This window comes from Flavobacteriales bacterium, assembly GCA_021739695.1.
Lineage (GTDB): Bacteria > Bacteroidota > Bacteroidia > UBA10329 > UBA10329 > UBA10329.
On sequence record JAIPBM010000017.1, the window covers coordinates 21,567 to 46,438 of the forward strand.

25 protein-coding genes and 3 tRNA genes are annotated in these 24,872 nt (G+C 43.1%); 15 read left to right on the forward strand and 13 right to left on the reverse strand.

Going from position 1 to position 24,872, the window contains the following annotated elements; translation table 11 throughout:
* Positions 1-3 precede the first annotated feature (3 nt).
* Complete coding sequence (locus tag K9J17_11405) at positions 4-1,902, reverse strand: hypothetical protein (GenBank protein ID MCF8277331.1); 1,899 nt, start codon at positions 1,900-1,902, stop codon at positions 4-6.
* A gap of 202 nt (positions 1,903-2,104) precedes the next feature.
* Here K9J17_11405 and K9J17_11410 point away from each other — a divergent pair.
* The 5 genes from K9J17_11410 to K9J17_11430 all read left to right on the forward strand — a co-directional run bounded on the left by K9J17_11410 (position 2,105) and on the right by K9J17_11430 (position 4,713).
* A tRNA-Ser gene (locus K9J17_11410) sits at positions 2,105-2,196 on the forward strand.
* Positions 2,197-2,251: 55 nt separating this feature from the next.
* Positions 2,252-2,326, forward strand: a tRNA-Pro gene (locus tag K9J17_11415).
* A gap of 47 nt (positions 2,327-2,373) precedes the next feature.
* Positions 2,374-2,447, forward strand: a tRNA-Arg gene (locus K9J17_11420).
* 46 nt (positions 2,448-2,493) lie between these two features.
* Positions 2,494-4,353 (forward strand): hypothetical protein, encoded by a 1,860-nt coding sequence (locus K9J17_11425; protein ID MCF8277332.1) that lies wholly within the window; start codon positions 2,494-2,496, stop codon positions 4,351-4,353.
* A gap of 81 nt (positions 4,354-4,434) precedes the next feature.
* Entirely contained in the window at positions 4,435-4,713 is a 279-nt protein-coding gene (locus tag K9J17_11430) for a hypothetical protein (GenBank protein ID MCF8277333.1), read from the forward strand.
* 23 nt (positions 4,714-4,736) lie between these two features.
* On the opposite strand, the gene corA is transcribed toward K9J17_11430, so the two are convergent.
* The 3 genes from corA to K9J17_11445 form a co-directional block, all read right to left on the reverse strand.
* Positions 4,737-5,807: a magnesium/cobalt transporter CorA gene (gene corA / locus K9J17_11435; GenBank protein ID MCF8277334.1), complete on the reverse strand. Its 1,071-nt coding sequence runs from the start codon at positions 5,805-5,807 to the stop codon at positions 4,737-4,739.
* Complete coding sequence (locus K9J17_11440) at positions 5,800-6,657, reverse strand: mechanosensitive ion channel family protein (GenBank protein ID MCF8277335.1); 858 nt, start codon at positions 6,655-6,657, stop codon at positions 5,800-5,802. The genes corA and K9J17_11440 overlap by 8 nt, the downstream gene beginning before the upstream one ends.
* A 64-nt stretch (positions 6,658-6,721) precedes the next feature.
* Positions 6,722-8,638, reverse strand: coding sequence for a T9SS type A sorting domain-containing protein (locus K9J17_11445; protein ID MCF8277336.1), 1,917 nt, complete (start codon positions 8,636-8,638; stop codon positions 6,722-6,724).
* Between the two features lie 140 nt (positions 8,639-8,778).
* Here K9J17_11445 and K9J17_11450 point away from each other — a divergent pair, with 140 nt between their 5' ends.
* Positions 8,779-9,753, forward strand: a complete 975-nt coding sequence (locus K9J17_11450) for a hypothetical protein (GenBank protein MCF8277337.1) — start codon at positions 8,779-8,781, stop codon at positions 9,751-9,753.
* 3 nt (positions 9,754-9,756) lie between these two features.
* Here the strand turns inward: K9J17_11450 and K9J17_11455 are convergent, their stop codons facing one another.
* Positions 9,757-11,193 carry a T9SS type A sorting domain-containing protein gene (locus tag K9J17_11455; GenBank protein ID MCF8277338.1) on the reverse strand — a complete coding sequence of 479 codons (1,437 nt, stop codon included), beginning with the start codon at positions 11,191-11,193 and terminating at the stop codon, positions 9,757-9,759.
* 108 nt (positions 11,194-11,301) lie between these two features.
* On the opposite strand from K9J17_11455, the gene K9J17_11460 reads away from it, so the two are divergent.
* On the forward strand, positions 11,302-12,369 hold the full coding sequence (locus K9J17_11460; GenBank protein MCF8277339.1) for a T9SS type A sorting domain-containing protein: 1,068 nt from the start codon (positions 11,302-11,304) through the stop codon (positions 12,367-12,369).
* 1 nt (position 12,370) lies between these two features.
* Positions 12,371-12,724, forward strand: coding sequence for a hypothetical protein (locus K9J17_11465; GenBank protein MCF8277340.1), 354 nt, complete (start codon positions 12,371-12,373; stop codon positions 12,722-12,724).
* 26 nt (positions 12,725-12,750) lie between these two features.
* Here K9J17_11465 and K9J17_11470 read toward each other — a convergent pair whose 3' ends face one another.
* From K9J17_11470 to K9J17_11485, 4 genes are all read right to left on the reverse strand, one after another.
* On the reverse strand, positions 12,751-13,818 hold the full coding sequence (locus K9J17_11470) for a DUF3089 domain-containing protein (protein ID MCF8277341.1): 1,068 nt from the start codon (positions 13,816-13,818) through the stop codon (positions 12,751-12,753).
* Positions 13,769-15,601, reverse strand: coding sequence for a 6-phosphogluconolactonase (locus K9J17_11475; protein MCF8277342.1), 1,833 nt, complete (start codon positions 15,599-15,601; stop codon positions 13,769-13,771). Before K9J17_11475 ends, K9J17_11470 begins: the two co-directional genes overlap by 50 nt.
* Positions 15,602-15,681: 80 nt before the next feature.
* Positions 15,682-16,161: a thioredoxin family protein gene (locus K9J17_11480; protein MCF8277343.1), complete on the reverse strand. Its 480-nt coding sequence runs from the start codon at positions 16,159-16,161 to the stop codon at positions 15,682-15,684.
* Between the two features lie 60 nt (positions 16,162-16,221).
* On the reverse strand, positions 16,222-17,040 hold the full coding sequence (locus K9J17_11485) for an endonuclease/exonuclease/phosphatase family protein (protein MCF8277344.1): 819 nt from the start codon (positions 17,038-17,040) through the stop codon (positions 16,222-16,224).
* Between the two features lie 184 nt (positions 17,041-17,224).
* On the opposite strand from K9J17_11485, the gene K9J17_11490 reads away from it, so the two are divergent.
* From K9J17_11490 to K9J17_11515, 6 genes are all read left to right on the forward strand, one after another.
* Positions 17,225-17,425, forward strand: a complete 201-nt coding sequence (locus K9J17_11490; protein ID MCF8277345.1) for a DUF2892 domain-containing protein — start codon at positions 17,225-17,227, stop codon at positions 17,423-17,425.
* A 161-nt stretch (positions 17,426-17,586) separates the two neighbouring features.
* Positions 17,587-18,003, forward strand: coding sequence for an OB-fold putative lipoprotein (locus K9J17_11495; protein ID MCF8277346.1), 417 nt, complete (start codon positions 17,587-17,589; stop codon positions 18,001-18,003).
* 116 nt (positions 18,004-18,119) lie between these two features.
* Positions 18,120-18,848, forward strand: coding sequence for a hypothetical protein (locus tag K9J17_11500; protein ID MCF8277347.1), 729 nt, complete (start codon positions 18,120-18,122; stop codon positions 18,846-18,848).
* Positions 18,849-18,853: 5 nt separating this feature from the next.
* Positions 18,854-19,222 carry a hypothetical protein gene (locus K9J17_11505; protein ID MCF8277348.1) on the forward strand — a complete coding sequence of 123 codons (369 nt, stop codon included), beginning with the start codon at positions 18,854-18,856 and terminating at the stop codon, positions 19,220-19,222.
* An 11-nt stretch (positions 19,223-19,233) separates the two neighbouring features.
* Entirely contained in the window at positions 19,234-19,788 is a 555-nt protein-coding gene (locus K9J17_11510) for a YceI family protein (GenBank protein ID MCF8277349.1), read from the forward strand.
* A complete protein-coding gene (locus K9J17_11515) occupies positions 19,769-20,740 on the forward strand; it encodes a DUF5777 family beta-barrel protein (protein MCF8277350.1) in 972 nt (323 codons plus the stop codon). The genes K9J17_11510 and K9J17_11515 overlap by 20 nt, the downstream gene beginning before the upstream one ends.
* Before the next feature lie 6 nt (positions 20,741-20,746).
* Here K9J17_11515 and K9J17_11520 read toward each other — a convergent pair whose 3' ends face one another.
* The 4 genes from K9J17_11520 to K9J17_11535 form a co-directional block, all read right to left on the reverse strand.
* Complete coding sequence (locus K9J17_11520; protein ID MCF8277351.1) at positions 20,747-21,469, reverse strand: hypothetical protein; 723 nt, start codon at positions 21,467-21,469, stop codon at positions 20,747-20,749.
* Positions 21,470-21,606: 137 nt separating this feature from the next.
* On the reverse strand, positions 21,607-22,449 hold the full coding sequence (locus tag K9J17_11525) for a hypothetical protein (GenBank protein ID MCF8277352.1): 843 nt from the start codon (positions 22,447-22,449) through the stop codon (positions 21,607-21,609).
* Between the two features lie 183 nt (positions 22,450-22,632).
* Complete coding sequence (locus tag K9J17_11530) at positions 22,633-22,860, reverse strand: ferredoxin (protein ID MCF8277353.1); 228 nt, start codon at positions 22,858-22,860, stop codon at positions 22,633-22,635.
* A complete protein-coding gene (locus tag K9J17_11535; GenBank protein MCF8277354.1) occupies positions 22,857-24,089 on the reverse strand; it encodes a U32 family peptidase in 1,233 nt (410 codons plus the stop codon). The genes K9J17_11530 and K9J17_11535 overlap by 4 nt, the downstream gene beginning before the upstream one ends.
* A gap of 82 nt (positions 24,090-24,171) precedes the next feature.
* On the opposite strand from K9J17_11535, the gene K9J17_11540 reads away from it, so the two are divergent.
* Positions 24,172-24,822 (forward strand): DUF374 domain-containing protein, encoded by a 651-nt coding sequence (locus K9J17_11540; GenBank protein ID MCF8277355.1) that lies wholly within the window; start codon positions 24,172-24,174, stop codon positions 24,820-24,822.
* Positions 24,823-24,872: the final 50 nt, after the last annotated feature.

The window sequence follows — 24,872 nt, forward strand, 5'->3', positions numbered from 1 at the left end:
ACCTTAATTTGCTGCTGCAGTTGGAGTTGAAGCTCCACCTCCATTCAACAATTTAAAATTACTGATGATTACACCTGGACGCTCGAAATACATATCAGCATTTCCGAAACGTTTGTGAATGGCAACCCTGTTGGTAGACGAAAAGAAGAACACATAAGGTTGTTCCTCGTAGATCATTGCTTGCAGTTGCTTAACCATTGGAATACGAACGTCCATATCAAGCACGTGCTTCACAGAATCAATCAAGGCATCGCTTTCTGCATTACCGAAACCAGTAAAGTTTGAACCTTTAGAAGCCCAAGATTCTGTGTGCCAGATCTGTGTGAAATCTTCTGGTACAGACGAACCTGCCCAAGCTGCAAGCATTGCATCGAATTTGTGATTTCTAGCATTGTCATAAAGAATTGCGAAATCCAACGGAGTGATGTTGCATTTCAAACCTGCCTCATACAACGCTTCTGAAATCATTTGTGCCTGATCTCTCCATGTCACCTGAGTGGTCATGTAAGCAAGGTCAAAATCAAAATTCACCTTTTGTCCGTCAATCATTTTATCGCGGACATTGTCTCCATCTGAATCTACCCAACCTGCTTCTTCCAACAATTTCTTGGCGCCTTCCAAGTCTCTTTCAATCAAAGGAAGGTCGCTGTTGTACTCCTTTTTAAGTGGAGATACTGGGCCTACCATTCGCTTGTTCTTACCATTGTTCAGTACAATATTCATCTCATCAACCGATATCAGCATGGCAACAGCTCTACGAACACGTTTGTCATCGAAGAACTTTTTGTGCTCCACACCATCTGGGCGGCAATTAAATGCCATGTAAGAATAGTTGTAGGTATTGGTAAATCGAGAATGATAGTTCTCATTAAATATTGGATCTTCCTGAAGCTCCAACATTTTTTTGGTAGACAAGAATGTGGATGCATCCAATGCTTGTGTTTTGAACTCCAATGCCTGCGAGTTAGGATCAGTGTTGTTCTTGAAAATGATCTTCGCTGGATACGCAGTTTCATAGGCCGTTGGATCGGTCAATTTCTGAGTCCAATGATTTTCTTTTCTCACCAATGTATAAGATTGTCCTGGCTTCCACTCTGCCCATCTGTACGGCCCCATTCCAACCAAGAATTCTGGTTTTCGGCTGTACTTAGCATCGTTGAATTCTGTCGCCCACTCATTCAGATCACCTTTAGAATCAGAATTGAAATTTGGCTCATCGAACTGCGCAAACGTGTACTTGCGCATCGTTTTATTTGGATCCCAATAGGTTTCTTGTAGCAATGGGTAATCGGTAAGAAACACGATGTTCTGAATGTATTTCTTCTTCATCTTCAAGGTAAACTTTCGCGGATTGCTTGGATCCTTGATGATGTCCTCCAAATTCTCTACGTATGGTTTTGAATGTGGATTATTTGTGAGCGGGCACTTGTTGGCCTTGAATGTGAAGATCACATCCTCAACAGTCAATTGAGTTCCATCATCCCAAGTTGGTTCGTCTCTCAATTCATAAGTGAACGAAAGTTCATCTTCCGATACTTCAGGCATGGCTTTGATTACATCTGGTCTCCCGCCTTTCAATTCAATAAGGTCGCTTCCAACCACAAAATGCTGCGTGTAGCTATTTAAGAATGACCTCGTGGCTGAGTTACCATTGGTCGGATGCATATCATCCGGCTCCCCTATCACGTGAAACACGACCGTATTTTCAGTAGACCAATCTGGTTTGAACTCCGTAGCATCAGGAACTTCAACGTAAGTAAGTTCACCAACTTCTGCGATTTTGTTGTCAGCGTTGGAAGCTGAATCATTTTCCGAACCGCCTCCGCATGAGGTGAGGCCAAGAATTGAACCGCCTATAATGGCTAGTCCTACAAATGCATTTCCGTTGTGTTTCAAGTTCATAAGAGAGTCTAATTTGATGAAGGGTGCAAATATAACATTAGCTAATAGTTAGCATGTAGGAATGAGCAACTAACTACCCTCAAAGAATTCACATGAAATTCAATAAAAACAACTGTTGCAAGAAATAAAACTATTTATACTTTTGCAGCCCGCTCTCAAAAAGGTGTATGAGCACCTTGCAGAAGTAGGTTCTTTACACATTGGAGAGGTGGGTGAGTGGCTGAAACCAACAGTTTGCTAAACTGTCGTACTGAGAAATCGGTACCGGGGGTTCGAATCCCCCCCTCTCCGCCACAAGTTATTGGGATGGCCTCCCAAGTACGATTGCAAGTACTGAATGCCAATTTTTCGGGGTGTAGCGTAGCCCGGTTATCGCGCCTGCTTTGGGAGCAGGAGGTCGCAGGTTCGAATCCTGCCACCCCGACAAAGGCCAACTTGGTTTACCATGTTGGCCTTTGATTTTTATTTAAAGGTCTCGTAGCTCAGCTGGATAGAGCATCTGCCTTCTAAGCAGACGGTCTCAGGTTCGAATCCTGACGGGATCACATTAAGAAAGCCTCAGATTCTGGGGCTTTTTTATTAGACTTGGTCATGAAAACACTTGCCAAGCTGTTTCCTTATGTTTCTGGTCTATCATTTCTGTGTTCATGCCAAGAACCAACTCTTCAGCATACGATATCAGCTAAGACGATTGAAGTTCTCAACAAAACCTATATTGGAAATTCCCGAGAATACGATTTCTTGGATGATTGGTCTACCGAAAACACCATCGTATATCATGTAATTGGCGAACCAAATGATATGCACCCTACCAATGGGAATTCTGGAAATCGCTCGTTCGTAAATAACTACATTCATGGTTTTCTTCTAACAGCTGACCTTGTAAGTCTGAATGGCCTTCAACCCTCACTTGTAAAAAGGATGCCAACCATTTCGGAGAATCAACTGGATTTTACCTATGAATTGCGAGACGAACCAACTTGGGATGACGGTTCTCAACTTTCTGTAGATGACGTGGTCTTTACCTTAAAGGCTAATAGGTGCCCTCTGACCAATAATCCGCACAGCAAACCATTCATCGAAAACCTTCAGGAAATTGAATTAAACCCCGACAATCCCAGAGAGTTTACACTCAAGATGAAGAAGCATTATATGCACAATACCTCTATGCTGATGGAGTTTCCAATGATGCAAGAATCTTTTTGGGATCCGAACCACATTTTGCGTAGCTATACTATTTCTGAATTTGACAACTCTGAACTGGATTTAGACAACCCAGCCTTAAATAATTGGATCACAGAATTCAATGATTATAAGTACGGTACAAATCCGAATCTAATTGTAGGACTAGGCGCCTATCAGTTTTCGGAATGGAAAACGGGACAATCATTTTCTCTTCTTCGGAAAACGAATCATTGGACCAGTACGTTGACGTCTCCATCAGTTTACGAAACCGCATATCCTGAAAGGATAATATTCAAGTTAAATACTGACGAGAACTCTCAAATTTTAGAGTTTAAAACTCAGGTCTTAGATGGCTCAAATGCACTAAGCAGTTCGGCATTTACAAAGCTGAAAGAATCTGAAGCATTTATCGAAAACTATCACGCTCAGGCAACACCAACATTTAACTACACACATCTACGTTTTAATCTTCGACCCGATGGGATAAAACATAAAAAGTTTTTTGAAGATGTAACGGTTAGAAGAGCCATAGCTCATTTAGTTAAGTATGATGAAATGAACCAAGTACTGTATCAGGGAATGCGAAGTAGAATTCCCGGCCCTGTTTCACCGTTAAAAACCTCGTTCAACAAAAGTCTTCGGCTCATTGATCACGACTTGGAGTTTGCGAGACAGCTATTAGCAGAAGCTGGTTGGATTGATAGCGATAATGACAACATACGAGACAAACTTATTGATGGACAGAAAGTTGATTTTGAATTTGATCTACTTTATATGAGCAACAGTGATTCTTGGAAAGATATGGCGTTGATGATCTCAGAATCACTTTATGAGGCTGGAATTAAATGCAATCCTGTTCAATTAGAGTTCACAGTGCTAAAAGATAAATCAAGAAATCATGATTTTGACGCTGCACTTGCTGCTTGGGGAGGGTCATCTTTTGCTGAAGACTTTACACAGATATGGCATACTGAATCGTGGGCAAGCAAAGGTTTGAATTACGGAGGGTTTGGAAATTCTGAAAGTGACGCCCTAATTGACTCCATAAAGTTTGCAATGACCGAAGACGAAAGATTTCCACTCGTACAGAAATTACAGAAGCTTATCTACGATAATCAGCCCTACGTTTTTCTATTCGCCTCTAACAGAACCAATGTGATGCACAAACGATTTGGAAATGCAGATATGTACTACGAAAAGCCTGGCATTGTGCTTAATAATCTTCAATTATTGGGTATTGGTGTTGTTCCAATGGCTGGAGATTAGAAAATTAGCGGCTTTTTATTTGAAAGCGATGCTGATTCTGAAACGCTATAATCATACATTTAGTCAATCTAAACGATATCCATGTTCTCAGACAAGATCAGTCAGCGTATTCTAGCTTCTTTCATTGGTGGCTCCACATTACTCCTTAGTGCTTCTCTCCTACTATTTTCAATGCAATATATTTCTACTGTAAACGCAGAAGAGTTGGACCTTGAAGGCGCTAAAATGTGGGATCAAACGCTTCGTGGTGGTGTTGGCCTCGGAATCAAGGATAACGTGGGCTATTTCGTGGTTTGGGGCGACCCGAACAAGTTCTACAAAGTAGAATTGAATAAGGCTACAGATTGGTACTCTGAATAGTTGTCTTTAACTGATTCAAGGAATCAGAACCATTTCTTCCTTCTGAAGTAAGCTAACATGGTTATGAAGATGGCGATCATGGCAGCCCAAACTGCGTAGTAGCCATATTTCCAATGGAGTTCTGGCATATTTTCGAAGTTCATGCCATAAACGCCTGCTATGAACGTAAGCGGAATGAAGATCGTAGCAATGACGGTCAGCACCTTCATCACGTTATTCATTCGATTGCTGAGGTTGGCCAAGTGCATTTCCATCAATCCGGACAGGACTTCTCTATTGGATTCTAAATTATCGGCAATCTGAATGAGGTGATCATAAACATCTCGGAAGTACTTTTCATTCTCGTTTTCCACCAAGTCACTTACCCTCTTTTCCAATCCGCTGACCGCTTCGCGAAGAGGTAGCAACGCTCGTTTCAGGGTAATGATCTCCCTCTTCATGTGCTGAATGGCTCTCATATGATCTGCGTCAACGTCAGCTGTGATCGCCTCTTCCAGATCCTCTACCCTTTCTTCTATTTTTTCGATGATAATGAAATAGTTATCTACCACACTATCAATCAATCTGTAAACAAGATAATCGCTTCCTTTTCTGCGGATCAATCCGGAATCCGAGCGAATTCGTTCTCTGATGGGATTGAAAATATCTCCCTTTTTCTCTTGGAAACAAAGAACATATGGTTTTCCGAATACAATACTGATCTGTTCTTTTTCGAGCTCATCCTCATCGTTGAACCACATCATTTTCATGGTGAAGAACACGTAATCTTCAAATGGTTCAACCTTCGGTCGATGGTCCGTATCGAGAATATCCTCCAGCACCAGATTATGGATATTATAGACCTTTCCGATGGCAGCAATAGCATCTGTATTATGGATACCATTAATGTTTACCCACGAAACAGTGGAAGAGCTGAGCGATTCTTCCAGTTTGGTTACGTCCAAAATTTCCGAGTCGTGATAAGTATCGCCCGAATAATCGATCAATTCGATGGTAACGGGTTCATCACGATGGTTACCAACAAGAACCAACGTTCCAGGCGGAAGTCCAGCCTTATCTGACGACCGCTTATGATTCTTGCGTTTCCTAGTCATGCTTATTCAGATCAGATTTATAGACAATGGTCCGATACGGGAACGGGATTTCAATACCCTCCTTGTCAAAACGTTCTTTTACACTCTTGTTCAGATCACAGAAAAGTTCCCATGAATCCTCTGGCGTTCGAGACCAAACATCGGCTCTCAAATTCACAGAAGAATCGCCAAAGCCAATGACCCGACATTTCACAAGTGGCCAACCATCATTCTTCTCTTCTTCAGTTCGTCCGTCATAAATAAGCGGATGTTTTTCAGCTTCTTCTGCAATGATCATAAATGCTTTGTCGATGTTGCTATCGTAACTGATGTTGAAGAAGATCTGACGTTTCATACGTTCATCACCAATATGAGCGTTCACAATTGTCTGCTCGCTAATGACCGAGTTGGGTACGATGATTCGTTGGTTTTGAAAGTCTCTGATGACCGTGTGCCTCAGCGTGATATCTTCAACAATACCAGCCTTATCCCCTTCCATTCTGATCATGTCATCAACCCTGAAAGGTTTGAAAATGACGATAAAAACACCACTGATAATATTGGATAATGCTGCTTGCGATGCAAAAGCGATAACAGCCGTTACGATACCTGCCGATGCCAGCAATGTCGTTCCTAAGGACCTGAGTTCAGGAACCGAGTAAATGATAAGGAATGCCGCTAAGGAGAATATGATCAGCGAAGCAGCATTCTTAATGAAATTGTATTTGGTCGGATCGACTTTGAGATGGATGGAACTGGCACTTACGAACTTGTGAATGAACCGTCTTACCCATAGCGTTAGCAGAAACGCTAAAAGTAGAATGAACACATAAGCAAGCGGTCTTGGAATGGAAGCAATTTCTATCAGCATGGTACAATCTATCACAAGGCTAAATTACCTCGCTTATGATAGATTGACACAATGGATTCAGAAATCAATAAACAACCAATCGTTGATGAAGGGTGGTTTTCGATGATCTAAGCTCAAAAAGATACAATCCAGCATCAAATTTGGAAAGGTCTACGCTAAAGTTTGAATTCGAAATGGCAAGGGATAAGAGTTGCTTTCCATCGACAGCGTAAACCGTTAGTTGTGCGTTTTTCATTTCCTCGCCAACATTCACATTGACTAAACCATTGCTTGGATTAGGATATAGAATTAACTGATTGACTTCAACTTCGTCTATCCCAACATGGCAAAGAACTTCGTCAATCACTATTTCGCCAAATTCAAAATGGAGGTTTGCATCAACCGTTTCAGGGCCATTCGGATAAAAGAGTGCGGTCAGCGAATCTCCCCAATCTCCATATACCATTTGGTAACTCACCACACAGGTATAGCTTCCACTTTGAGATTCAAGCGCACCAGTAAATTGGAGTTGTGGGTTCGTTTCTCCGTTCAATTCAACGCCATCTTTCAGCCATTGATAAGTAACAGGATAACTTGTGTTGACTGAAAGTATTAAATCTTCTCCTGGGCAAATAAGTGTATCTCCACCTGACTTAGAAATATCTGGATAAACAAACCTTCCTAGAGCACATCTGTGATCGCTGAATTCAGAAATATCCCAAAGGACCGGATCAAGGCTTCGAATAGTAATGATATCGTTCGTAATCGTAGTTGGAAGCAAATAACCTTGATTTCCCCATGCGTTGTCAATTATTCTTCCGAATTCGTCACTAAAATTTGACTCATAAAACCCAATATGCAACGGTCGGATGGTTGCTAAACTATCAAGCATATCCGTGTAAAGATCTCCATGATTAGGCGAAGTATTATAATCTCCTCCGTATATAACCGGTTCGCTTTGAGGAATATTGAGGTCGGCTATGAACTCTCGGAGCTCGCGATAAGATTGCCGCTTTGCGAGAAGATCATCTGCGGCACCACCAGCATCCATGTGCGTACCAAAAACATGGTATCGTTTTCCAAGTTTGTTAATGCGCGCGTATTTGACCCCCTTGTTCGATAAGCAATCTGACGAGGCCTGACCACAGAGCGAAAAGTCAATTTCATCTTCAGTTTCAATAGGCCATCGGCTAAAAATGATCACGCCACCATTCACCGGAAACGGAATGATTCCGGTCGGGTCATTGAGAATTTCGGTTCGGTAAGGAAAGCCCGCGGCCTCCATTGCGGGAATAAGATGATCCACTCTTGGTCCATCGTCAAACGCTTCGCAAAACGACACCACATCCTGATATTCAGATATCTGTGCTGGAAGCAACCCCCCTCTTTCATTAGCTTGTGGCATACCCGAAACCCCGAACGAGATCATCTGAATGTTGTAGTACATGATATTCAGCACATTCGGATTTTGAAAATCCGCCTCGTCCAACTCATATACTGGAAGGTCATGGATGGCAAAACGTATGTCTCTATCCAAATTGGTATCGTCATTATCTGGTTTGAACTTGATCACTACGGCTTTACCTGCCAGTGTTGTCTGCACCTCATGGAAATTCTCATCATCAAACCAAGGTTCAGAAAATCCATTTCCGGCAACAGAATAAGCCAAGGTTGAACCGTTAGCAACTCCGATCAAACGAATTTTGATCGTTAAAAAATCCGTGTCTCCGTTCAAGTTAACATCAAAATAAGCCGTATCTCCTTCAGGTATGGCAGAATTCGTTCTATTCACAGTAAGTACTTCTTCACCTGTGTTATCAAGCCACCCTCTCACTGGTGTACCACTCGCGTTCCACTCCGATTGATCCATGGTAAGTGTGCCTGACTGGCCAACCTCTAAGTCGAAATCCTGCCATGTACTGTTCCGAATAAACACGGAAGATTGTGCTGACACCATCAGATATGCCAGACAGAATAGTGATAGAAGAAATATTCGCTTCATGTTCTCTTAATGGTTAGGTAACGAATGTACAACCGATACGACATTGTCCCAATTCGAAGCATTTTTTTGACCTAGGTTTATTTGTCTTCCACTTTACAAATATCCAATGAGTTTTATATTTTCGTTATAACCAACCACTTATGAAACGTATCGTTCTGGTTATTACCTCGGTAATTTTTGTTGCCGCAATTGGCTTAAATTATCATGTCAACGCGAAATTCAATCGCTCAGTTGAAGCGGAATATCCAGTTCCAGATATCCAAGTTCAGTCAGACTCGGCCAAGATTGCTCACGGAAAATACCTCGCTCTTGGGCCTGCCCATTGCTCTCATTGCCATTCCCCCATCGAAAGTTGGCCTGATGTTGAAAAGGGCCTGGAAGTGGACATGACAGGTGGATTTGAATTTGAGCTTCCGATCGGGACGCTTATTACGCCCAACATAACTTCAGATGTTGAAACAGGTATTGGCGGCTACAGAGATGGCCAATTGTATCGAATGCTTCGACATAATGTAAGACATGACGGTCAGATATGCCTCGAACTGATGCCCTTCTTTGCTATGAGCGAGTATGATGTTGAAAGCATCATCTCATACCTGAGATCATTGAAGCCGGTAAAACAAGTACGTCCACAGCACGAGTACAATTTTCTGGGAAAGGCAATTCGAACATTTGTGTTAAAAGCATCAGAGCCATCATCCCCTCCACCAGATTATATAAAGCGGGATTCTACCATTGAATATGGTAAGTATCTAAGTGAAGCAGTTGCAAACTGCATGGGATGTCATACAGAAAGGGATCTTAAAACTGGCGCTTTCGTAGGTGAGCCTTACGCTGGAGGAACTGTTTTTGAAGATGCCTCGACACAATTTTGGAAGTTCGTTACGCCAAACCTTACACCAGACCCCGAAACAGGAGTTATTTCATCTTGGAGTGAAGAACAGTTCATCGCCAGAATGCGCGGTGGTCGTGTTCACATGGCCTCTCCAATGCCTTGGGGGCCTTATTCGAGATTGGACGACACGGATTTGAAAGCCTTGTATCGCTTTCTTCAAACGGTTACTCCTGTAAAGAGAGATAATGCTCCTATTGTTACGCCACCAAAAGAAAGTTGATGGTTATTGCACTATGAGCCGCTGCACAAACTTTTTGTCTTCGTCTCTGAGTTCTACGATGAAAATTCCGGGTTGAAGGTTGCCGACACTTAGAACACCATTAGGATTAACTGTTCTTTCCGTAAACACGATTTTCCCTGTAATATCCATGATACTTACACCGACACTTCTCTTATTCGAAAAGTGAAGCGTTCTATCCGTGCACGGATTAGGAAACATGCTGACGTTGTCTGCCGCATCCACAGATTCAATTCCAACGCCTGAACCACACATATCAGCCATGGTATCAAACCATAATTTTGAGAACAGAATTGATGGCTGTGCACATTCAAAGTGCCCTATAACGGTATCCCTTTCCACCACTTGAATGTCAGTTGCGCCATGGGCGATCATGTATTCGGAAGCAACAATTGTATTCAGGTATGAAACTTCTTCATCACTTCGGCAATAATTGAACATTACCGGAGCTTCTGGCACCCATTCATAAACATTATTATCCTTAAGTGCCACATATGCAGGATGAAGCGTGTCTGAGAAAAATGCATCCTGATAATCTTGCTGGAATATGAGACGAGGAACGGTTGGCATTACCTGATTGAGTTGCCCCATACTGGAATTTCCGTCCAATAATGGAGGAAGCGTTTCATCGTAAGGCATAACATAGATCTGCTGCAATGAATCGTAAAGATTTCCATAAACGTGCTGATAGGATTGAATGAGATAAGGCAAATAGCCCGGTTGTGCATATGGATCAAATGAAGCAACCATATCCAATTGAGCACCTGACATGTCATAAGGGCCGCTTCCTGGTGCAGATGCGGTAACAGTAAATTCTTCCGACAATTCCTCTTGAATCATTCTGTGCGTAGCCATTACAGCATGTCCTCCTTGCGAATAGCCAACTATAAACAGCTGCCCATTTAGTTCTTTCTCTTCTTGCTCGCAAATGATACGGCATGCTCTTAGAATATCCACAGAAGCTGTTGCCTCGGAACGCGCATGCTGGTATGGATGAATTCCAGGTCCAGCGCCCAAACCTAAATAATCCGGCAAACACATGGCGTAACCTGAAGTAGCAACAATAACCCCTAAGGACCATTCGTCACTCAAGTAATAGAATGCCTCTTGTTTCTTCACTTTAGTTCCATGCAAATACGTCATCATGGGCATTTGACATGTATCGCCTGTTGGAAGGCAGATCAAACCCGAAGCCACTGTCGGAGATCCATCAACATCAGGCGTGTTGTATATTACGCGATGAACATCTACCTCATAATCGGTTGGCAAAAGTCCAACGGGCAAACCGTTCTGAACAAAAATGTCAGTGATCTGATTAAAATTGAGATGCTGAATAATGGTATCCTCAACCAGCGTTCCCTGTGCTTTTGAGAACAAAGTTGAACAAGAGAGGATAATGCTGAGTAGGAGTATTCTTTTCATAGTTGTAAATATATCACATCCAATGCTTGCATTGCATTTTTCAATGCTTACTGACGGACATTACCGTGAAAAGTCTATTTTCGGCATACTAACAACCCCACTTAAACCATGAAGCAACTTTTACCAGCCCTTTTTGTATCCATTTCAATATTGAATCCTTTAGTTGGATCTGCCCAGATAAGCTTATTAAGTTCTGATCTGACTCAAGTTGGCGATGTGATCACGCGTTATGGAGACACGATACCTACATATGGACCAGGAAGCGCAGGTGTGAGTCAAACGTGGGATTTCTCTTCAGCTGTAAACGATACGACAAGCACAACTACAGTGGTAACAGTTGCATCAACATCCTTTTCTAGCACTTTCAATAGTTCTAATTATGCCATGACAGGTGGTGCTGATTCATACCTGTTTTTCACCCATGATGCCAACTCGATGACAACTACCGGTGCGGCTGGCGACCTTCTTGGGACTGGACAACAGATTGAGTCGCCATTTTCTGACCCGCTCTTGTTGCACCAATTTCCACGAACATATGGAAGCCATTTTGATGACACTTATGCATTCATCACCGAGGCAGATGGCGCAGGCATTCCTACTCCAATTCCTGTCAATAGAGTGAAACTCACTCATAATGGACATGTTTACGACACTACAGATGCTTACGGGACACTTATTACACCAACTGGAACTTACGATGCGTTGCGTGTCAAATCAGTTGATTTCACCACCGACATTCTGGAATACAAGCTATTCGCGTTTTCTCAGTGGACTGTCCTTTCTACCACTGTAGACACATCGGTGACATATTCTTGGCATGCCAAAGAAGAGATGCTTGCAATTGCAGAATATACCTTCGATAGTATCGGCAATCCAAAGCAGTTCACCTACTCTTCCGTTCCACCTGTGGTAACTGTTGGAATTGATGATAATTCTCCATCTCAATCCGTATCCGTTTATCCACAACCAGCTTCTTCCCAATTGTGTGTAAAAGGATTAAGTGTCAGCGGAAATAATCAAGCAGACATATTTGGCTTAGATGGTAAATTGATTGAATCTGTACGTTTTGACGGAAGCTGTTTGAATACAGAAAAATTGAGTTCAGGAATGTACATTCTGCAACTTACCAGTATTGAAGGTTTGCGACATAAACCGTTGAAATTCATCATCGAATAGCATGAAATTCAAGCACTTATCAGCCATGATGGTCATTTTACCAATGATCATCATAGGTTGCGATGAGATCAGTGATTTTGAACGCACTGTAGTAGTCGCAACCCATCATCCTCCCGTGCCGCAATACCATATAGAATTAGGACTGAACGAAACGGGCACCATTGCAAATTGGGATACAACATCCGAAGTGAGAGTAACGACCAAAGCACAGGCGGGAGACGTTATGTATTATCTCATGTCATCAGGCGCTGTAGGTTCTCAATTGGAAATCAGTGTTGATGATGTTCCAAAATTGAGCATCGACATTACTGGTGATAGCACCAACGCAGCATCTGGTTATTTGGTGATTGACTGAATTATCGAATCAGTAAAATCTAATCGTCAATTACCTTTTTGATGCATGTACGAAGTAATTCGGTCCTTCACATTTTGACGGATGTCCAAATAGAATAGACCGTAGTCTGCTATGTGTAAGTTTTTCATCAATCTGAACCATGGCGCTTTTGTATCAACCGAAAGCACTTTTCCGCCAAGGTCCCTGATCTGTACTTCCATCTTTCTGGCGCGAATTTTCTTCGGATTAAAGACCACTGTTGATGCATAATCTTCAATCACGACTAAACCAGTATCCGCTGTCCACGTAAGTGGATTGACACTTTGGGTTGATTTGAACCAAGTTCCTGTAGGTTGATAGCCATTATTGAAACTCATCCATGAAACGTAACAGCCCGTTTCAGTTGGAGATGAGCACAATTTCAGGTCTTCGTACATCGAATCGTTGACCGAAAAACCAATAACATAGGCAGCCACCATCCTATCTCTTAGTTCAGTGGTATCAATCAATTCGCGTAGCAGTCGTCTGGTATGATGCGTTCCTTGACTATGCCCAGCAATTATGAACGGTCGGCCATTGCTGAGATGTTCTAAAAAGTAGTTGAATGCCCGTTTCACGTCTTGGAAGGCAAAATCAAGCGCCTTTTCACCATCTTCAGTGTCATTGTAAAAAACCTTTACAACTGCTTGTCTATAACGCGGAGCATAAACACGGCAAGATGCATTGAATACGCTTGCCTGAAGTTTGACCGGATATTTATCCACTTTTCGATTGATGCTTCCCATGTCCAAACTGGCATTCCATAATGGACCTTTTTGATAAACAGTAGGATGAACGTAGAACACATCTACCTCCTTCAGGCTATCGCTTATCCACTGCTCATCTTTCGGAAGAACATCAGCAACATCTTTTCTGAAAGGCAAAGCCGACCAACTGCTTTCCAAGCTGTAATCTGGTGCTGAAGCGTGCTGTTCTGTATCGAAGTCTGCCTTTTGTGCTGACGCATCAGCAAAAACCATTATCAGTGCACAGAATAGAATAAAAATACTTTTGAAAAATCGCACACTAAGCCGCAACATCATCGGATTCCGTTGGGTCTGAATTCGACAACTCATTCCTTGAAATGAATCCATCAATGATCACAGTTGTCAGCAAGGGATTTACCATGTGATACAAATGTTCTCTGAACAGGTCTTTTTCGTGCTGGTCTGTGATGTCCAAAACCTGGGCATGGCAATTATCATAGATCCGTCCAACATATTTAGCAACCGAATCGCGCTCGCTTTTCAGCACCAACACCGGAATTCCATGCGCTTCCATGTTTGGCAAACTTTTCTGTTTATCAAATGCTTTCGATTCCAGTAATGCCGAATGAACCTGAATTGCAAAAATCTTAGCAGGAAGTCGGTTCAATGCCTGCTCAATTGGAATTCTATTTAAATCGGGCAGCGACCCCATGCTGCTCATCAGCTGTAGAATTCGGCCTTTTGTTGCCTTCCAAACACGATCTCTCATGTTAGAATCTTTTCGGATCAACCATTCGGAAAGAGAAATGCCTCTATTTCTCATTCCCACGTTCGATTCCCACGGAACCACTTGGCGGGCAGCATAGAACAAGGCTTTTGCTGCAGCACCTTGACCAGAAGGAAGAATCACGTTATCCAAAAAGCCAATGGCTGCATGTTTGGCTTCTTCTCCAAAGAATGGATTTGCGCCAATTCTTCCTTTCAAGTATTTGCTAATGCCAGGCAACTTATCGAAATCACGTTCCATCATGAGGAAATAGATATTTCCCATAGAATGATCGAAGATGTAAACCGGATGTCCCAAATCTCCAAAATGCTGAACTACGGCATCAATATTTCTCACGATATGCTTCGAGTAATCATTGATAGGAAGATCAGTTGGAACCGACCCATAATGCATAGCTGCTGCCAAATATTGCTTAGTTGGAATGGCTGTTAACAATCCGTCATACGAATTCAAGCCTAAGAATCCGTGAATGAGAAGCACCACCGGCTTCTTACTTTTGGCGAAATAGCTATATGGTTTTGCAATATCGATCTTGATCTTGCTGGTACCATACGGAGTCTCGCGTGAAAGTTCCATTTGTGGCCACGTGAGTGCCTTATCGTCAATAAAAACCTTCAGACGTCTTTCAGAATCCTCAATAAAACGAAGAAAACTAGGGCTTTCATCATGCTTGCCCCAACGATAATACAGCCATGCTAATGCCCTCCTCTTTTCTGCTTTGGTGGCAAGAAATGCAATGCGTTTGCTCTTTAAAATAAAATGAGGCGTAAAGGTGATTTCCTTTTCAGTCCTATCATGCACGATGCAACTAATTTCCTGCACTTCAAATGCCGAAGAGAAGCGAGTAACTCCTGCAACCCTACCTGCCGAATCCGTGGCGACAATCATATAATCAACTCCTTCCTTGTTGTTCTCCTTGAGGTAGGAAGCGAGTTTGGTATTCAGATCTGCCGAATACTTTTCCATGTCATCACGGTCAAGTCCCCTGCCAAGGATTTGGTCTTTGGTAATTCTACCCATGGCCAGAAGTGCTTTCACAAAACCTGCTGCGTCCATTACATCTACCAAACCGCGCTGCCTTTTCAGTTTTGAGTTGACAAAAGTGAAGCGCAGATTTTCCGGCCTGCTAATCTTATCGAAATGATCTAGAATGTATTGATGTGCCCCAGCCGGAGAGGTTCCGTGGGATAGTGCTACAATAAACTTCCCTCCTCCGCGCGTAGCCTCATTGGCGTGAGTGATGAAGTCTAGTCCGACCGCCTCATCAAACGCCTCTTTTTCTCTAAAATACTCTGATTTTGGTGCAACGTACGGACCAGCATATTCTGGTACTATTCCTTCCTGCCTCTTTCTTTTGGTGCTCATTTCCTATTTTCAATCAATAACGTTCACAAACCATCCACCTGCTTCACCGAAATTGCGTTTGAATCGCAATAAATGAGTTGCTATGGTTGTCCTGCCAAAATACGTTCTGCTTCGCTAATCCATGCCTGTGGACCGCCATTCACATATCCGGTGGAGCCGATTTTCTCAAAGTTGATCTCCGTTCCATTTTTGGATGGATTTACGAACCAAACAGTTGGATAGCCCCGTACTTCGAACATCCGCTGAATGTTCATATTCTGTTGTTTCAATTCTTCTGGTTGGGCAGTTCTACGCGGAAAATCCAATTCCAATAGAACCACCTTTTCGTTGGCCCATTTTTCAAACTCTGGTTTATAGAACACCTCTGCTTGTAGTCGTTTACACCATCCACACCAATCGCTTCCTGTAAAAAACAGGAACAATGGTTTTTTCTCTGCTATGGCCTTATCAACTGCTGCTACAAGATTCGTGTTCCAATCAAGCGAACTCTTTAGCTCTGCTTCTTGTGCTGATGCCCCGAATTGAAGACAAATGATCAGCGCTGTTATTATATACTTCATATGACGAAACTAAAATTTTAATGGCTAACGAAAACAGATGAATTGGGTTGCAATATAATTTCAGCAATCTAGATTGCAGAAAACAGCCCAAACTGCATCATGATCGGAAAGAAGCAGCTGGAATGTTTCGTAACTCGCACTGGTCATCAGTGGCTGATTACTGAAAATATGATCGACCCAATTGGAATACGAATGAGGGAAATTGGTTGCGGGAATGATGTCTTTGACTAATGATTCATTGAGGTTAAAATCACCCAAAACAATAACCATTTCATTTTCTGAAATGGATTTTGACTCAACGAAATCCACGAACTTTTTAAATCCCGCCTTTTCAGAAGCCGAATTATCGTTGTGCCAATTGTAGGTGTTGTGGTAATGGAAAACGTTCAGGTATTGATGATCGTTACCAATGTAAATTCGTACGTATTCAGCTTTTCGCTCCCATTTATCTCCACCCGGATCTGTCTGGATGAGTTGAGAAGAATATTCCTGGATGGGAAACTTGGACAAAATGGCGTTGCCTCCTTGCTTTTTGGTAGCGAATTTGGTTGAGCACTGATGCACAAAGTAGCGGTACGGATATTCGGGAAAAAGCGCTTTCAGCTCGTTCCATCTATCGGGCTCTACTTCTTGCAGACAAACGATGTCTTCGCCCTGAAGTAAATTGCTGAAGGCACTGATATTATCACCAAATGCCCCTTCATCATTTGGTCCTTTGCCGCCATGAATATTGTAGCTAGCGATTCTGAACTCGGGTATATCTGTCAAAGTGCCATCAGGATCTTCTGGTAATTCAGAAAGCACATCATCTTGGCAACTCTGTAAAAGAACTACCGAAGCAAGAATCAGTATAAAAGGACGGAAAAGCGATATCCTCATTTGAAGCGATGAAACTACTGGTTGTCTGTGAATTATAACATGACCTGAATTTCCATTAGAAAATCCGTTCGTGGCTTAATCACCACTTGCGTTCGGTTCAAAGGTCAGCACAGCAAGTGACTAATGTCACCACCTACATCTTACATAGGATCTAACCTTGTGGTCTAATTTAAACCATCAAGAGATGAAAAAGAACATGGGAGCAGCAGACCGTATCGTCAGAATACTGGTTGCCGCAATATTTGCAGTGCTGTACTTCACAGGAACCGTAACTGGAACAGTAGGTATTATCCTTTTGGTTTTGGGCAGCGTGTTCTTTCTTACCTCAGTCGTTTCTTTCTGCCCTTTGTACCTTCCTTTCGGAATCAGTACCTGCGCCAAATAGTAGTAGCAAGCCACTTCCTTGCAATGTTCAGTTCTCTAACTGACATTCTGAGGTTCTTCATGGAATTTGCGTTATCACTTTAGGATTGTTGAAATCTTGGACAACTTGATGGAGATTGCTGCGTTTGCATAGCGAGTTTTGTCAACATGCCAATTACCCTCATGAAAAAAATCATCATCATTATCGCAGTTCTAGCCATTGCAGCTGGAGCAGTAGGCTATTTTATGTACAACAAACCGCATCGCGACATTGCTGGTGAAGAACCTGCCCACCGCGTATCTGCTGATCAGCTATTTGATGAATACGAGGCGGATGAGGCTGCGGCCAATGCCAAATACCTCGACAAGACCATAGAGGTGACTGGAATCATTGCTGAAATAACGGTGAATGACGCTGGACAAACAAGCGCCATCTTAACTGCCGAAAATGCCATGATCGGTGGAATAAGCACCACTTTTCAAACATCAATAACCATGGAGCCTTTAAAAGAAGGACAGGAAGTTTGCGTAAAGGGCCGATGTACCGGTAAATTGATGGACGTGGTTATTACAGACTGTAGCATTAAAGAAGTCAAATAGCCTTCTAGATAAATCAGTGATGTTTCATTGAATCGCGCTTAAGATTTGCTTAAAATGTCGTGGTTCTGCGAATGATTTTAATGCCTAAGCTTAAATTGCACCCAATTAGATATAGGATGAATAAGAAAACTGCACTTTTTGGCTACACGAGTTTGCTTTTGACCATTGTGTTTTTTGCCAGCTCATGTAAGCACGAACCGATTGTTCCGCTCAATTTCAATCCGAGTCCAGATGATACGACCACAACAACAGCAACCTGCGACCCTGACACCACTTACTTTGTAAACGAAGTGTTGCCCATTTTTGCTTCTTCGTGTGCTATGAGCGGCTGTCATAACTCGCCCAATGGCCAAGATGGTGTGGTACTTACCAGTTACCAGACAATTCTGAGTACTGGCGATGTTGATCCAGGAGACCCGAATGGCAGTAAAGTATATGACGTGCTTTTTGAATCAGGTAGTGACCTTATGCCGCCACTAAGTTCTGGCATAACTCTTACAAATGACCAGAAAAACGCCATCTATGAATGGATTCTTCAAGGTGCGCAGAATAACGCTTGCAGTGAAGGTTCTTGTGATACTTTGAATGTTTCCTACGCCAACGATGTGCGTCCTATTTTCCAGCTTCACTGCATGGGTTGTCATTCGGGAAACGCGTCAAGTGGAGGTGCAATAGCATTCGATACGTTTGCGCAGGTTGCCACCTATGCAAGCAACGGTCGACTCCTTGGAGCAATTGCACATCAAGCAGGTTACAGCGCCATGCCACAAGGTCAAGCAATAATGTCCGATTGTAAAATCGCAACCATCCGTCAGTGGATAAACGAAGGAACTCAGAACAACTGATATATATGAAGAATACATTCCGATCTATTCTCGCAATTGGCAGTTTGTCGCTGCTATCATCCTGCTATTACGATAATGAGGAACAACTTTATGAATACTACAACGCCAACAATACTTGTGACACCTCTGCTGTGAGTTTTGCCACTGACATCATGCCTATGATACAAGGCAACTGCGTTAGCGGATGCCACGTGGCTGGAGGAAGCGGAAACGGCATATTTGAGAATTATGCGGAAGTGAAAGCTAAAGTGGATAATGGTTCAATGCTGCAGCGCGTGGTAGTTGTAAAAGATATGCCAACTGGTACTCCACTGACCTCTTGCCAGGTTAACCAAATGCAGGCATGGATTTTGAATGGAGCACCGAACAACTAAAAAAAATAAACATGAAAAAGTCTCTTATTACGCTCGCCATTCTTGCATCAACCGCCACTGCAGGATTCTCACAGAAATATTTTACGCGAACCGGTAATATCAATTTCTACTCAGACACTCCGATGGAGAAAATTGAGGCCGATAACCATCAGGTTACCACGGTTATTGATCTGGCCAAGAAAGAAATGGTCTTCAGTGTTTTACTTAAGTCCTTTGAATTTGAGAAGGCCTTGATGGAAGAACATTTCAATGAGAAATATGTGGAATCAGACAAATTTCCGAAGGCACAGTTCAAAGGAACGTTTACTTCAGCTAGCGAGATTGACCTTAAAAAAGATGGCGATTATCCAGTCGAGGTTTCAGGAACAATGGATCTTCATGGAAAGAGTCAAGAAGTAAAAACCAAAGGAACCTTCACTGTTAAAGGAGGAAAGCTTTCGGCCAAAGCGGTGTTCATGTTGATTCCAGAAGATTACGACATAGAAATACCTGGAGTTGTTCGAGAAAAGATTGCTAAAGAAATGAAGATCTCTGTTAACGCCTCGTATGAACCTTACACGAAGTAAACTACTCGCCCCTCTCGCCTTTTTCTTCTTATTACAACCCGCATTTGCACAGGATGACCTGATGGACATTCTGGATGATGTGGAACCTGCTCAAGAAGAAGCGGTCAATCAGACCATTGCCACTTTCAAAACCACCAGATTGGTGATCGGTCAAAGTGCTGAGACCAATGCCGAAGGCGTGTTGAATGTGCTTATCGGTCACCGTTTTGGACGTGTGAATGGTAGCGTAAAGGAATTCTTCGGATTGGATAATGCGACCATCCGTTTAGGACTTGAGTACGGTATCACCAATAACTTGAACATTGGTTTTGGTCGGAGTTCATTTGAGAAAACATACGATGGATTCTTGAAATACCGCGTGCTTCGTCAGAGTACAGGAAAGCGCAAAATACCTATGACGATAACCTTATTTGCCAGTATGGCGATCAAGAGTCAGGAGTTTTCTGACAAGAACCGAGAGAATTATTTTACATCGAGGATGTACTATGCCTTCCAGGTCATGTTTGCGCGTAAATTCTCTGAACGGCTTTCTTTCCAACTTACACCAACCTTGATTCACAGAAATCTTGTTGCCACCAAAGCGGATAAGAATGACGTTTTTGCTATTGGTGCTGGTGGTCGTGTGATGGTGTCGCGCAGCGTTTCCATCAATGCAGAATACAACTGGCTTATTCCTGGACAGATTGCATCTACTATTGGAGGCCAAAAAGTACGCGATTCGTTTTCCTTAGGAGTTGATATTGAAACAGGCGGACACGTCTTCCAAGTTCATGTTACGAACTCTCGAGGAATTATCGAAAAGATGATCTTCTCAGAAACCAATGGAGATATCACGAAAGGCGACCTTCATATCGGTTTCAATATTTCGCGGGTTTTCACCGTCTACGACAAGAACAAGATCAGACGTAAACGGGAAGAAAAACGTGCTGCTAAAACAGCCGTTGAAGGCTGATCAGGTCTAACGTTTTATCAATTCCACGCTCGGAACGGCAAACGATTCCGATGCTGTTTCGTACAAGGCATCTGTAAAGACCGCTTCAAAACTGCCTTTTGTTCCAGATTCTCCTTTGCTGAATTTGTGGATGACGCGAATAACTTCTGCTTTATTTGGCGTTAGGAAAAAGGGCGTATTCACACCTTCCTGATTATGTACCATGCTACCATCAGGCAACTGTATCTTGATGCCACTTGTTAAAAGCGTACCCAACCCTTCGCCACGGTAGCGTATTTTAAAATCCACGAATGCTTCCTTAGCATTCCCATTCCATTTTAATGCAGTAATGGCAAACGGACCATCCATAATGCTCTTCTTTTCGGGAGGAATAGAGAAATTCTTCGGCTCAGTGCGCACTCCTTCCCTAGCAACCCGATAAAAATTTCCGAATTCAATTTTCAAATGATCCTGTCGGAAATCCTCTCCACCTTCTACTCGGAATAGACGGGTAATATCTCCATTCGGTTCTATGAACAACACGGCTTCCATCATGTGCTTTTCGCCCCAATCATAAATGAATTTCACCTCTTCTCTATGGATTAGAATGTAGCCATCCGTCTTGTTGTAGATACGAGCAGTGAACTGAGTGAAAGTCTTCTGAGAATGCTGGTCCATGATCTCAATCCGAATTTCATCCGTTTCTATATCTGCCACCTTGGCGTAGTGGGTTTCATGTGGTTGTGCCATAGAACACATGGAGGCACATAAACAGATCAGAACCAATGCACTTGCTTTAATCATCTTTATAGTTTCAGGTTGGTAAAACTAAAGATCCCGCACCACTTGGTGGAACGGGACCCTATTTAACGTGAAAATGCTGTCTACTACTTGTTCTTCTCGGTGGTGAGGGCCTCGTCCAACTCGAAGGTAACGGAATCATCCACTTCAAATGGCACGGCTTTGGTCTCAACCATCGATTCGCCCCAGACCACGAACAATTTGGCAAATTGCATATCCACCACCTTGGCTGGAATCTCTACCACCACATCAAACGACTTGGTTTCGCCTTTCTCTAACAGAAAGGTCTTGGATTTACGATGAAGGTTCGCAAATTGGTCGCCACCTTCTGTTTTAACAGATACCCTGCTTGGGTCCACAATGGCGTAATCATCTCCTTTATACTTCACCTCAAAACGGGCCGTGGTCTGCTTGGTCTCTTGACTCAGGTATTTCAGGTTAACGGTAAAATTGCCCGATTCCATCACATTGCTGCTGGCTGGCAACTGGAAATTATCCATCTTCTCAGGAGTTCCATCTAGCGATATACGCCCAAATCCAGCAACGGCCACTTCAAATTGGTCTACATGGAAGTTGGCTCCTTCTTTCAGATCGATGGTCTTGCTTTTGTTCTCATTCGGGTCGAGGATAAAGGCCTTTTCGGAAGGATGCATCTCCGTTCCATCCACCGAAATGGAGAATTTCGAAGGGTCTATCAACAGGAAATCGTTGGTATTGTTGGTGAACTTGGTCTTGAACTTCAGAAAATCCATGCGCGAAACCCCATTACTGAACTGAAGCACCACTTCTTTGGCTTCAATGGCTTCTTCCACATCCTTAAAGTAATTGGTGTGCTTCGGGTCGTCTTTCTTGTCTTTTTGGGCCATGGCCTGAGCCGTTGTTCCGATCATTGCTGCCGTAAGAAGAAGGGTAGTAATTTGAAGTTTCATGCTACGAGTTTTTATGGTTCTGCTGCATATTTACAACAAACATACCAATCGGAAATAAATTAGGCGATAGGTATTAGGAGTTAGCGCTTAGGTATTAGTCATGCTTTTGGAGAGTCTGCACTCAGCGAGTCGAAGGGAAGTATCTCAATGCTGTGCGCTCGAACCTTAACTTTCAACCCTGACCTAGATTTTCTCCACCTTAATGATCTTGACGGGGCAAACCTTTACAGCCTCGAGGTTCTCCTCCAGTTCATCATCACCCACAATAACCGAATGAAAACCACGCTTTTCCTTGGAACCGATAAGTGTGCACTTGCCGTCTTTCTTGCTCATGCGCCAACGCTGCAAAGCCACCTCTACACAGTAATTGCATCCAATGCACTTGTCTCGCTGCTGAGTAATTCTGATCATACAGCTTCTACCTTGTACAGCTTATCAGATGGACGGATGATCTCATCAATAGGAATAGAAAAGCTTACGCCTTTCTCTACTACTTCCACCAGTTGGTCGTCCACACGCATTTCGGAAATGATCTTTTCCACTACGCCAGTGGTTGGCCCGGTAACGAGTATTTTATCTCCCACCTTCAATGAATGCGATTCCATTAGGAATTCCGCCACGTTGATCTTGGGGAAGTACTTCACTCCTTTTCCAACATATTTCTTCTTGGTAGTGGCCTGAGAACCATGCCCTTCGCTCCACTCGCCCAACTCTTTTCCGAGGTAATAGCCATCCCAGAAACCACGGTTGTATACGGTAGACAAACGCTCGTTCCAACCAGCGATCTTCTCTTTAGTGTAGCTTCCATCCTGAATGGATTGAACAGCCTCTTTGTAGCATTTGGTCACTTCTTTCACATATTCAGGAGCTCTACCTCTACCCTCAATTTTCAATACGGTCACACCAGCATCCATCACCTGATCTAAGAAGCCAATGGTGCAAAGGTCCTTTGGCGACATGATGTATTCGTTATCGATCTCCAATTGGTTGCCTTCCTCATCGGTAACGGTATAGGTTCTGCGGCAATTCTGTACACAGGCACCTCTATTGGCAGATGAGTTGTTGGTATGCAGACTCAAATAGCATTTGCCTGAAACAGCCATGCACAAGGCACCATGCGCGAATATCTCAATACGCACCAACTCACCGGATGGTCCACGAAGGTCATCGCGCACAATTCCTTTAGTGATGTCTTTCACTTGCTTCAAACTCAGTTCCCGCGATGTGACCATTACATCTGCAAAGTGCGAGAAGAACTCAACGGTCTCCAAATTGGTGACGTTGGTCTGTGTACTGATATGCACTTCCACGTTGATCTTGGCTGCGTAGTTGATCACCGCCTGATCGGAAGCAATGATGGCTGTAATACCCGCCTTCTTCACACCATCCACAATGCGCTTCATTAGCGATAGATCGTGGTCATAAATAATGGTGTTCAGCGTCAGATAGGTCTTCACTCCTAGCGGATGGCAGATCTCTGCGATCTTCTCCAGATCTTCGAAAGTGAAATTATTGGCCGCACGGGCACGCATGTTCAGTTGTTCAATACCGAAATACACCGAATCGGCACCACCTTGAATGGCTGCCATTAGTGAATCGAAAGACCCCGCAGGGCTCATTACTTCTATGTTTCCCGTCATGATAGATGGTTTTTGGGGCTGCAAAGATAACCAAGCTTTTAGGTATAAGGTTTTAGGCATTAGCGCTTAAACTTGTAACGAAATGAAATACACCGTTCAAAACGCACCCTTTCCTATCAAGCAACTTAATTGGCTGTATGGTTTTGGGGTCGGTGGACTATGGTTTTCGCTTACGCTCATCGCGCGTTTAACGCAGCGTATTGAATACATTGGAACCGAGAACTTGGCTTCGAGCCCAAATCATATCTATTGCTTTTGGCACGAGAACCTGCCTATTCACTTTGCTGTGAATACACGGATAAAACAACCGCAGATATGGCTGCAACATCCCATGCTGTTCATGAAGCCCATACACATGACGGCCAAATGGATGGGCGTAAAGGAGCTGGCCTATGGCTCTAGCGGCAATAAAGGGAAAGCAGCTTTGAATAGAGTGATGAGCCAACTTGAAAATGGCTACAGCACCATGATAAACCCCGATGGACCGGCAGGGCCACCCAAAAAATTGAAACCGGGAGTGCTCATCATGGCCAAAGAAACGGGCGTTCCCATCATCCCCATTACCATGGACGCATCATTCAAATGGGTACTGAACACCTGGGATAGAAAGAATTTCCCCTACCCATTTTCGAAAATCACTGTGCGCTACCATGCACCCATTTACATCCAAGGAGACTTTACGGATGGCGACATCAAGAAGCTGGAAGCCACGCTTTCGTTGCCCATTGCATAAGCACCGAACAGCAAATGGAATTAACGAGGCTACTACAACCGTAACAGCAA

Coding starts and splice junctions, on each gene's coding strand:
- K9J17_11405 (MCF8277331.1), bottom strand. CDS start 1,902: ATGAACTTGAAACACAACGGAAATGCATTTGTAGGACTAGCCATTATA.
- K9J17_11425 (MCF8277332.1), top strand. CDS start 2,494: ATGAAAACACTTGCCAAGCTGTTTCCTTATGTTTCTGGTCTATCATTT.
- K9J17_11430 (MCF8277333.1), top strand. CDS start 4,435: ATGTTCTCAGACAAGATCAGTCAGCGTATTCTAGCTTCTTTCATTGGT.
- corA (MCF8277334.1), bottom strand. CDS start 5,807: ATGACTAGGAAACGCAAGAATCATAAGCGGTCGTCAGATAAGGCTGGA.
- K9J17_11440 (MCF8277335.1), bottom strand. CDS start 6,657: ATGCTGATAGAAATTGCTTCCATTCCAAGACCGCTTGCTTATGTGTTC.
- K9J17_11445 (MCF8277336.1), bottom strand. CDS start 8,638: ATGAAGCGAATATTTCTTCTATCACTATTCTGTCTGGCATATCTGATG.
- K9J17_11450 (MCF8277337.1), top strand. CDS start 8,779: ATGAAACGTATCGTTCTGGTTATTACCTCGGTAATTTTTGTTGCCGCA.
- K9J17_11455 (MCF8277338.1), bottom strand. CDS start 11,193: ATGAAAAGAATACTCCTACTCAGCATTATCCTCTCTTGTTCAACTTTG.
- K9J17_11460 (MCF8277339.1), top strand. CDS start 11,302: ATGAAGCAACTTTTACCAGCCCTTTTTGTATCCATTTCAATATTGAAT.
- K9J17_11465 (MCF8277340.1), top strand. CDS start 12,371: ATGAAATTCAAGCACTTATCAGCCATGATGGTCATTTTACCAATGATC.
- K9J17_11470 (MCF8277341.1), bottom strand. CDS start 13,818: ATGAGTTGTCGAATTCAGACCCAACGGAATCCGATGATGTTGCGGCTT.
- K9J17_11475 (MCF8277342.1), bottom strand. CDS start 15,601: ATGAGCACCAAAAGAAAGAGGCAGGAAGGAATAGTACCAGAATATGCT.
- K9J17_11480 (MCF8277343.1), bottom strand. CDS start 16,161: ATGAAGTATATAATAACAGCGCTGATCATTTGTCTTCAATTCGGGGCA.
- K9J17_11485 (MCF8277344.1), bottom strand. CDS start 17,040: ATGAGGATATCGCTTTTCCGTCCTTTTATACTGATTCTTGCTTCGGTA.
- K9J17_11490 (MCF8277345.1), top strand. CDS start 17,225: ATGAAAAAGAACATGGGAGCAGCAGACCGTATCGTCAGAATACTGGTT.
- K9J17_11495 (MCF8277346.1), top strand. CDS start 17,587: ATGAAAAAAATCATCATCATTATCGCAGTTCTAGCCATTGCAGCTGGA.
- K9J17_11500 (MCF8277347.1), top strand. CDS start 18,120: ATGAATAAGAAAACTGCACTTTTTGGCTACACGAGTTTGCTTTTGACC.
- K9J17_11505 (MCF8277348.1), top strand. CDS start 18,854: ATGAAGAATACATTCCGATCTATTCTCGCAATTGGCAGTTTGTCGCTG.
- K9J17_11510 (MCF8277349.1), top strand. CDS start 19,234: ATGAAAAAGTCTCTTATTACGCTCGCCATTCTTGCATCAACCGCCACT.
- K9J17_11515 (MCF8277350.1), top strand. CDS start 19,769: ATGAACCTTACACGAAGTAAACTACTCGCCCCTCTCGCCTTTTTCTTC.
- K9J17_11520 (MCF8277351.1), bottom strand. CDS start 21,469: ATGGCACAACCACATGAAACCCACTACGCCAAGGTGGCAGATATAGAA.
- K9J17_11525 (MCF8277352.1), bottom strand. CDS start 22,449: ATGAAACTTCAAATTACTACCCTTCTTCTTACGGCAGCAATGATCGGA.
- K9J17_11530 (MCF8277353.1), bottom strand. CDS start 22,860: ATGATCAGAATTACTCAGCAGCGAGACAAGTGCATTGGATGCAATTAC.
- K9J17_11535 (MCF8277354.1), bottom strand. CDS start 24,089: ATGACGGGAAACATAGAAGTAATGAGCCCTGCGGGGTCTTTCGATTCA.
- K9J17_11540 (MCF8277355.1), top strand. CDS start 24,172: ATGAAATACACCGTTCAAAACGCACCCTTTCCTATCAAGCAACTTAAT.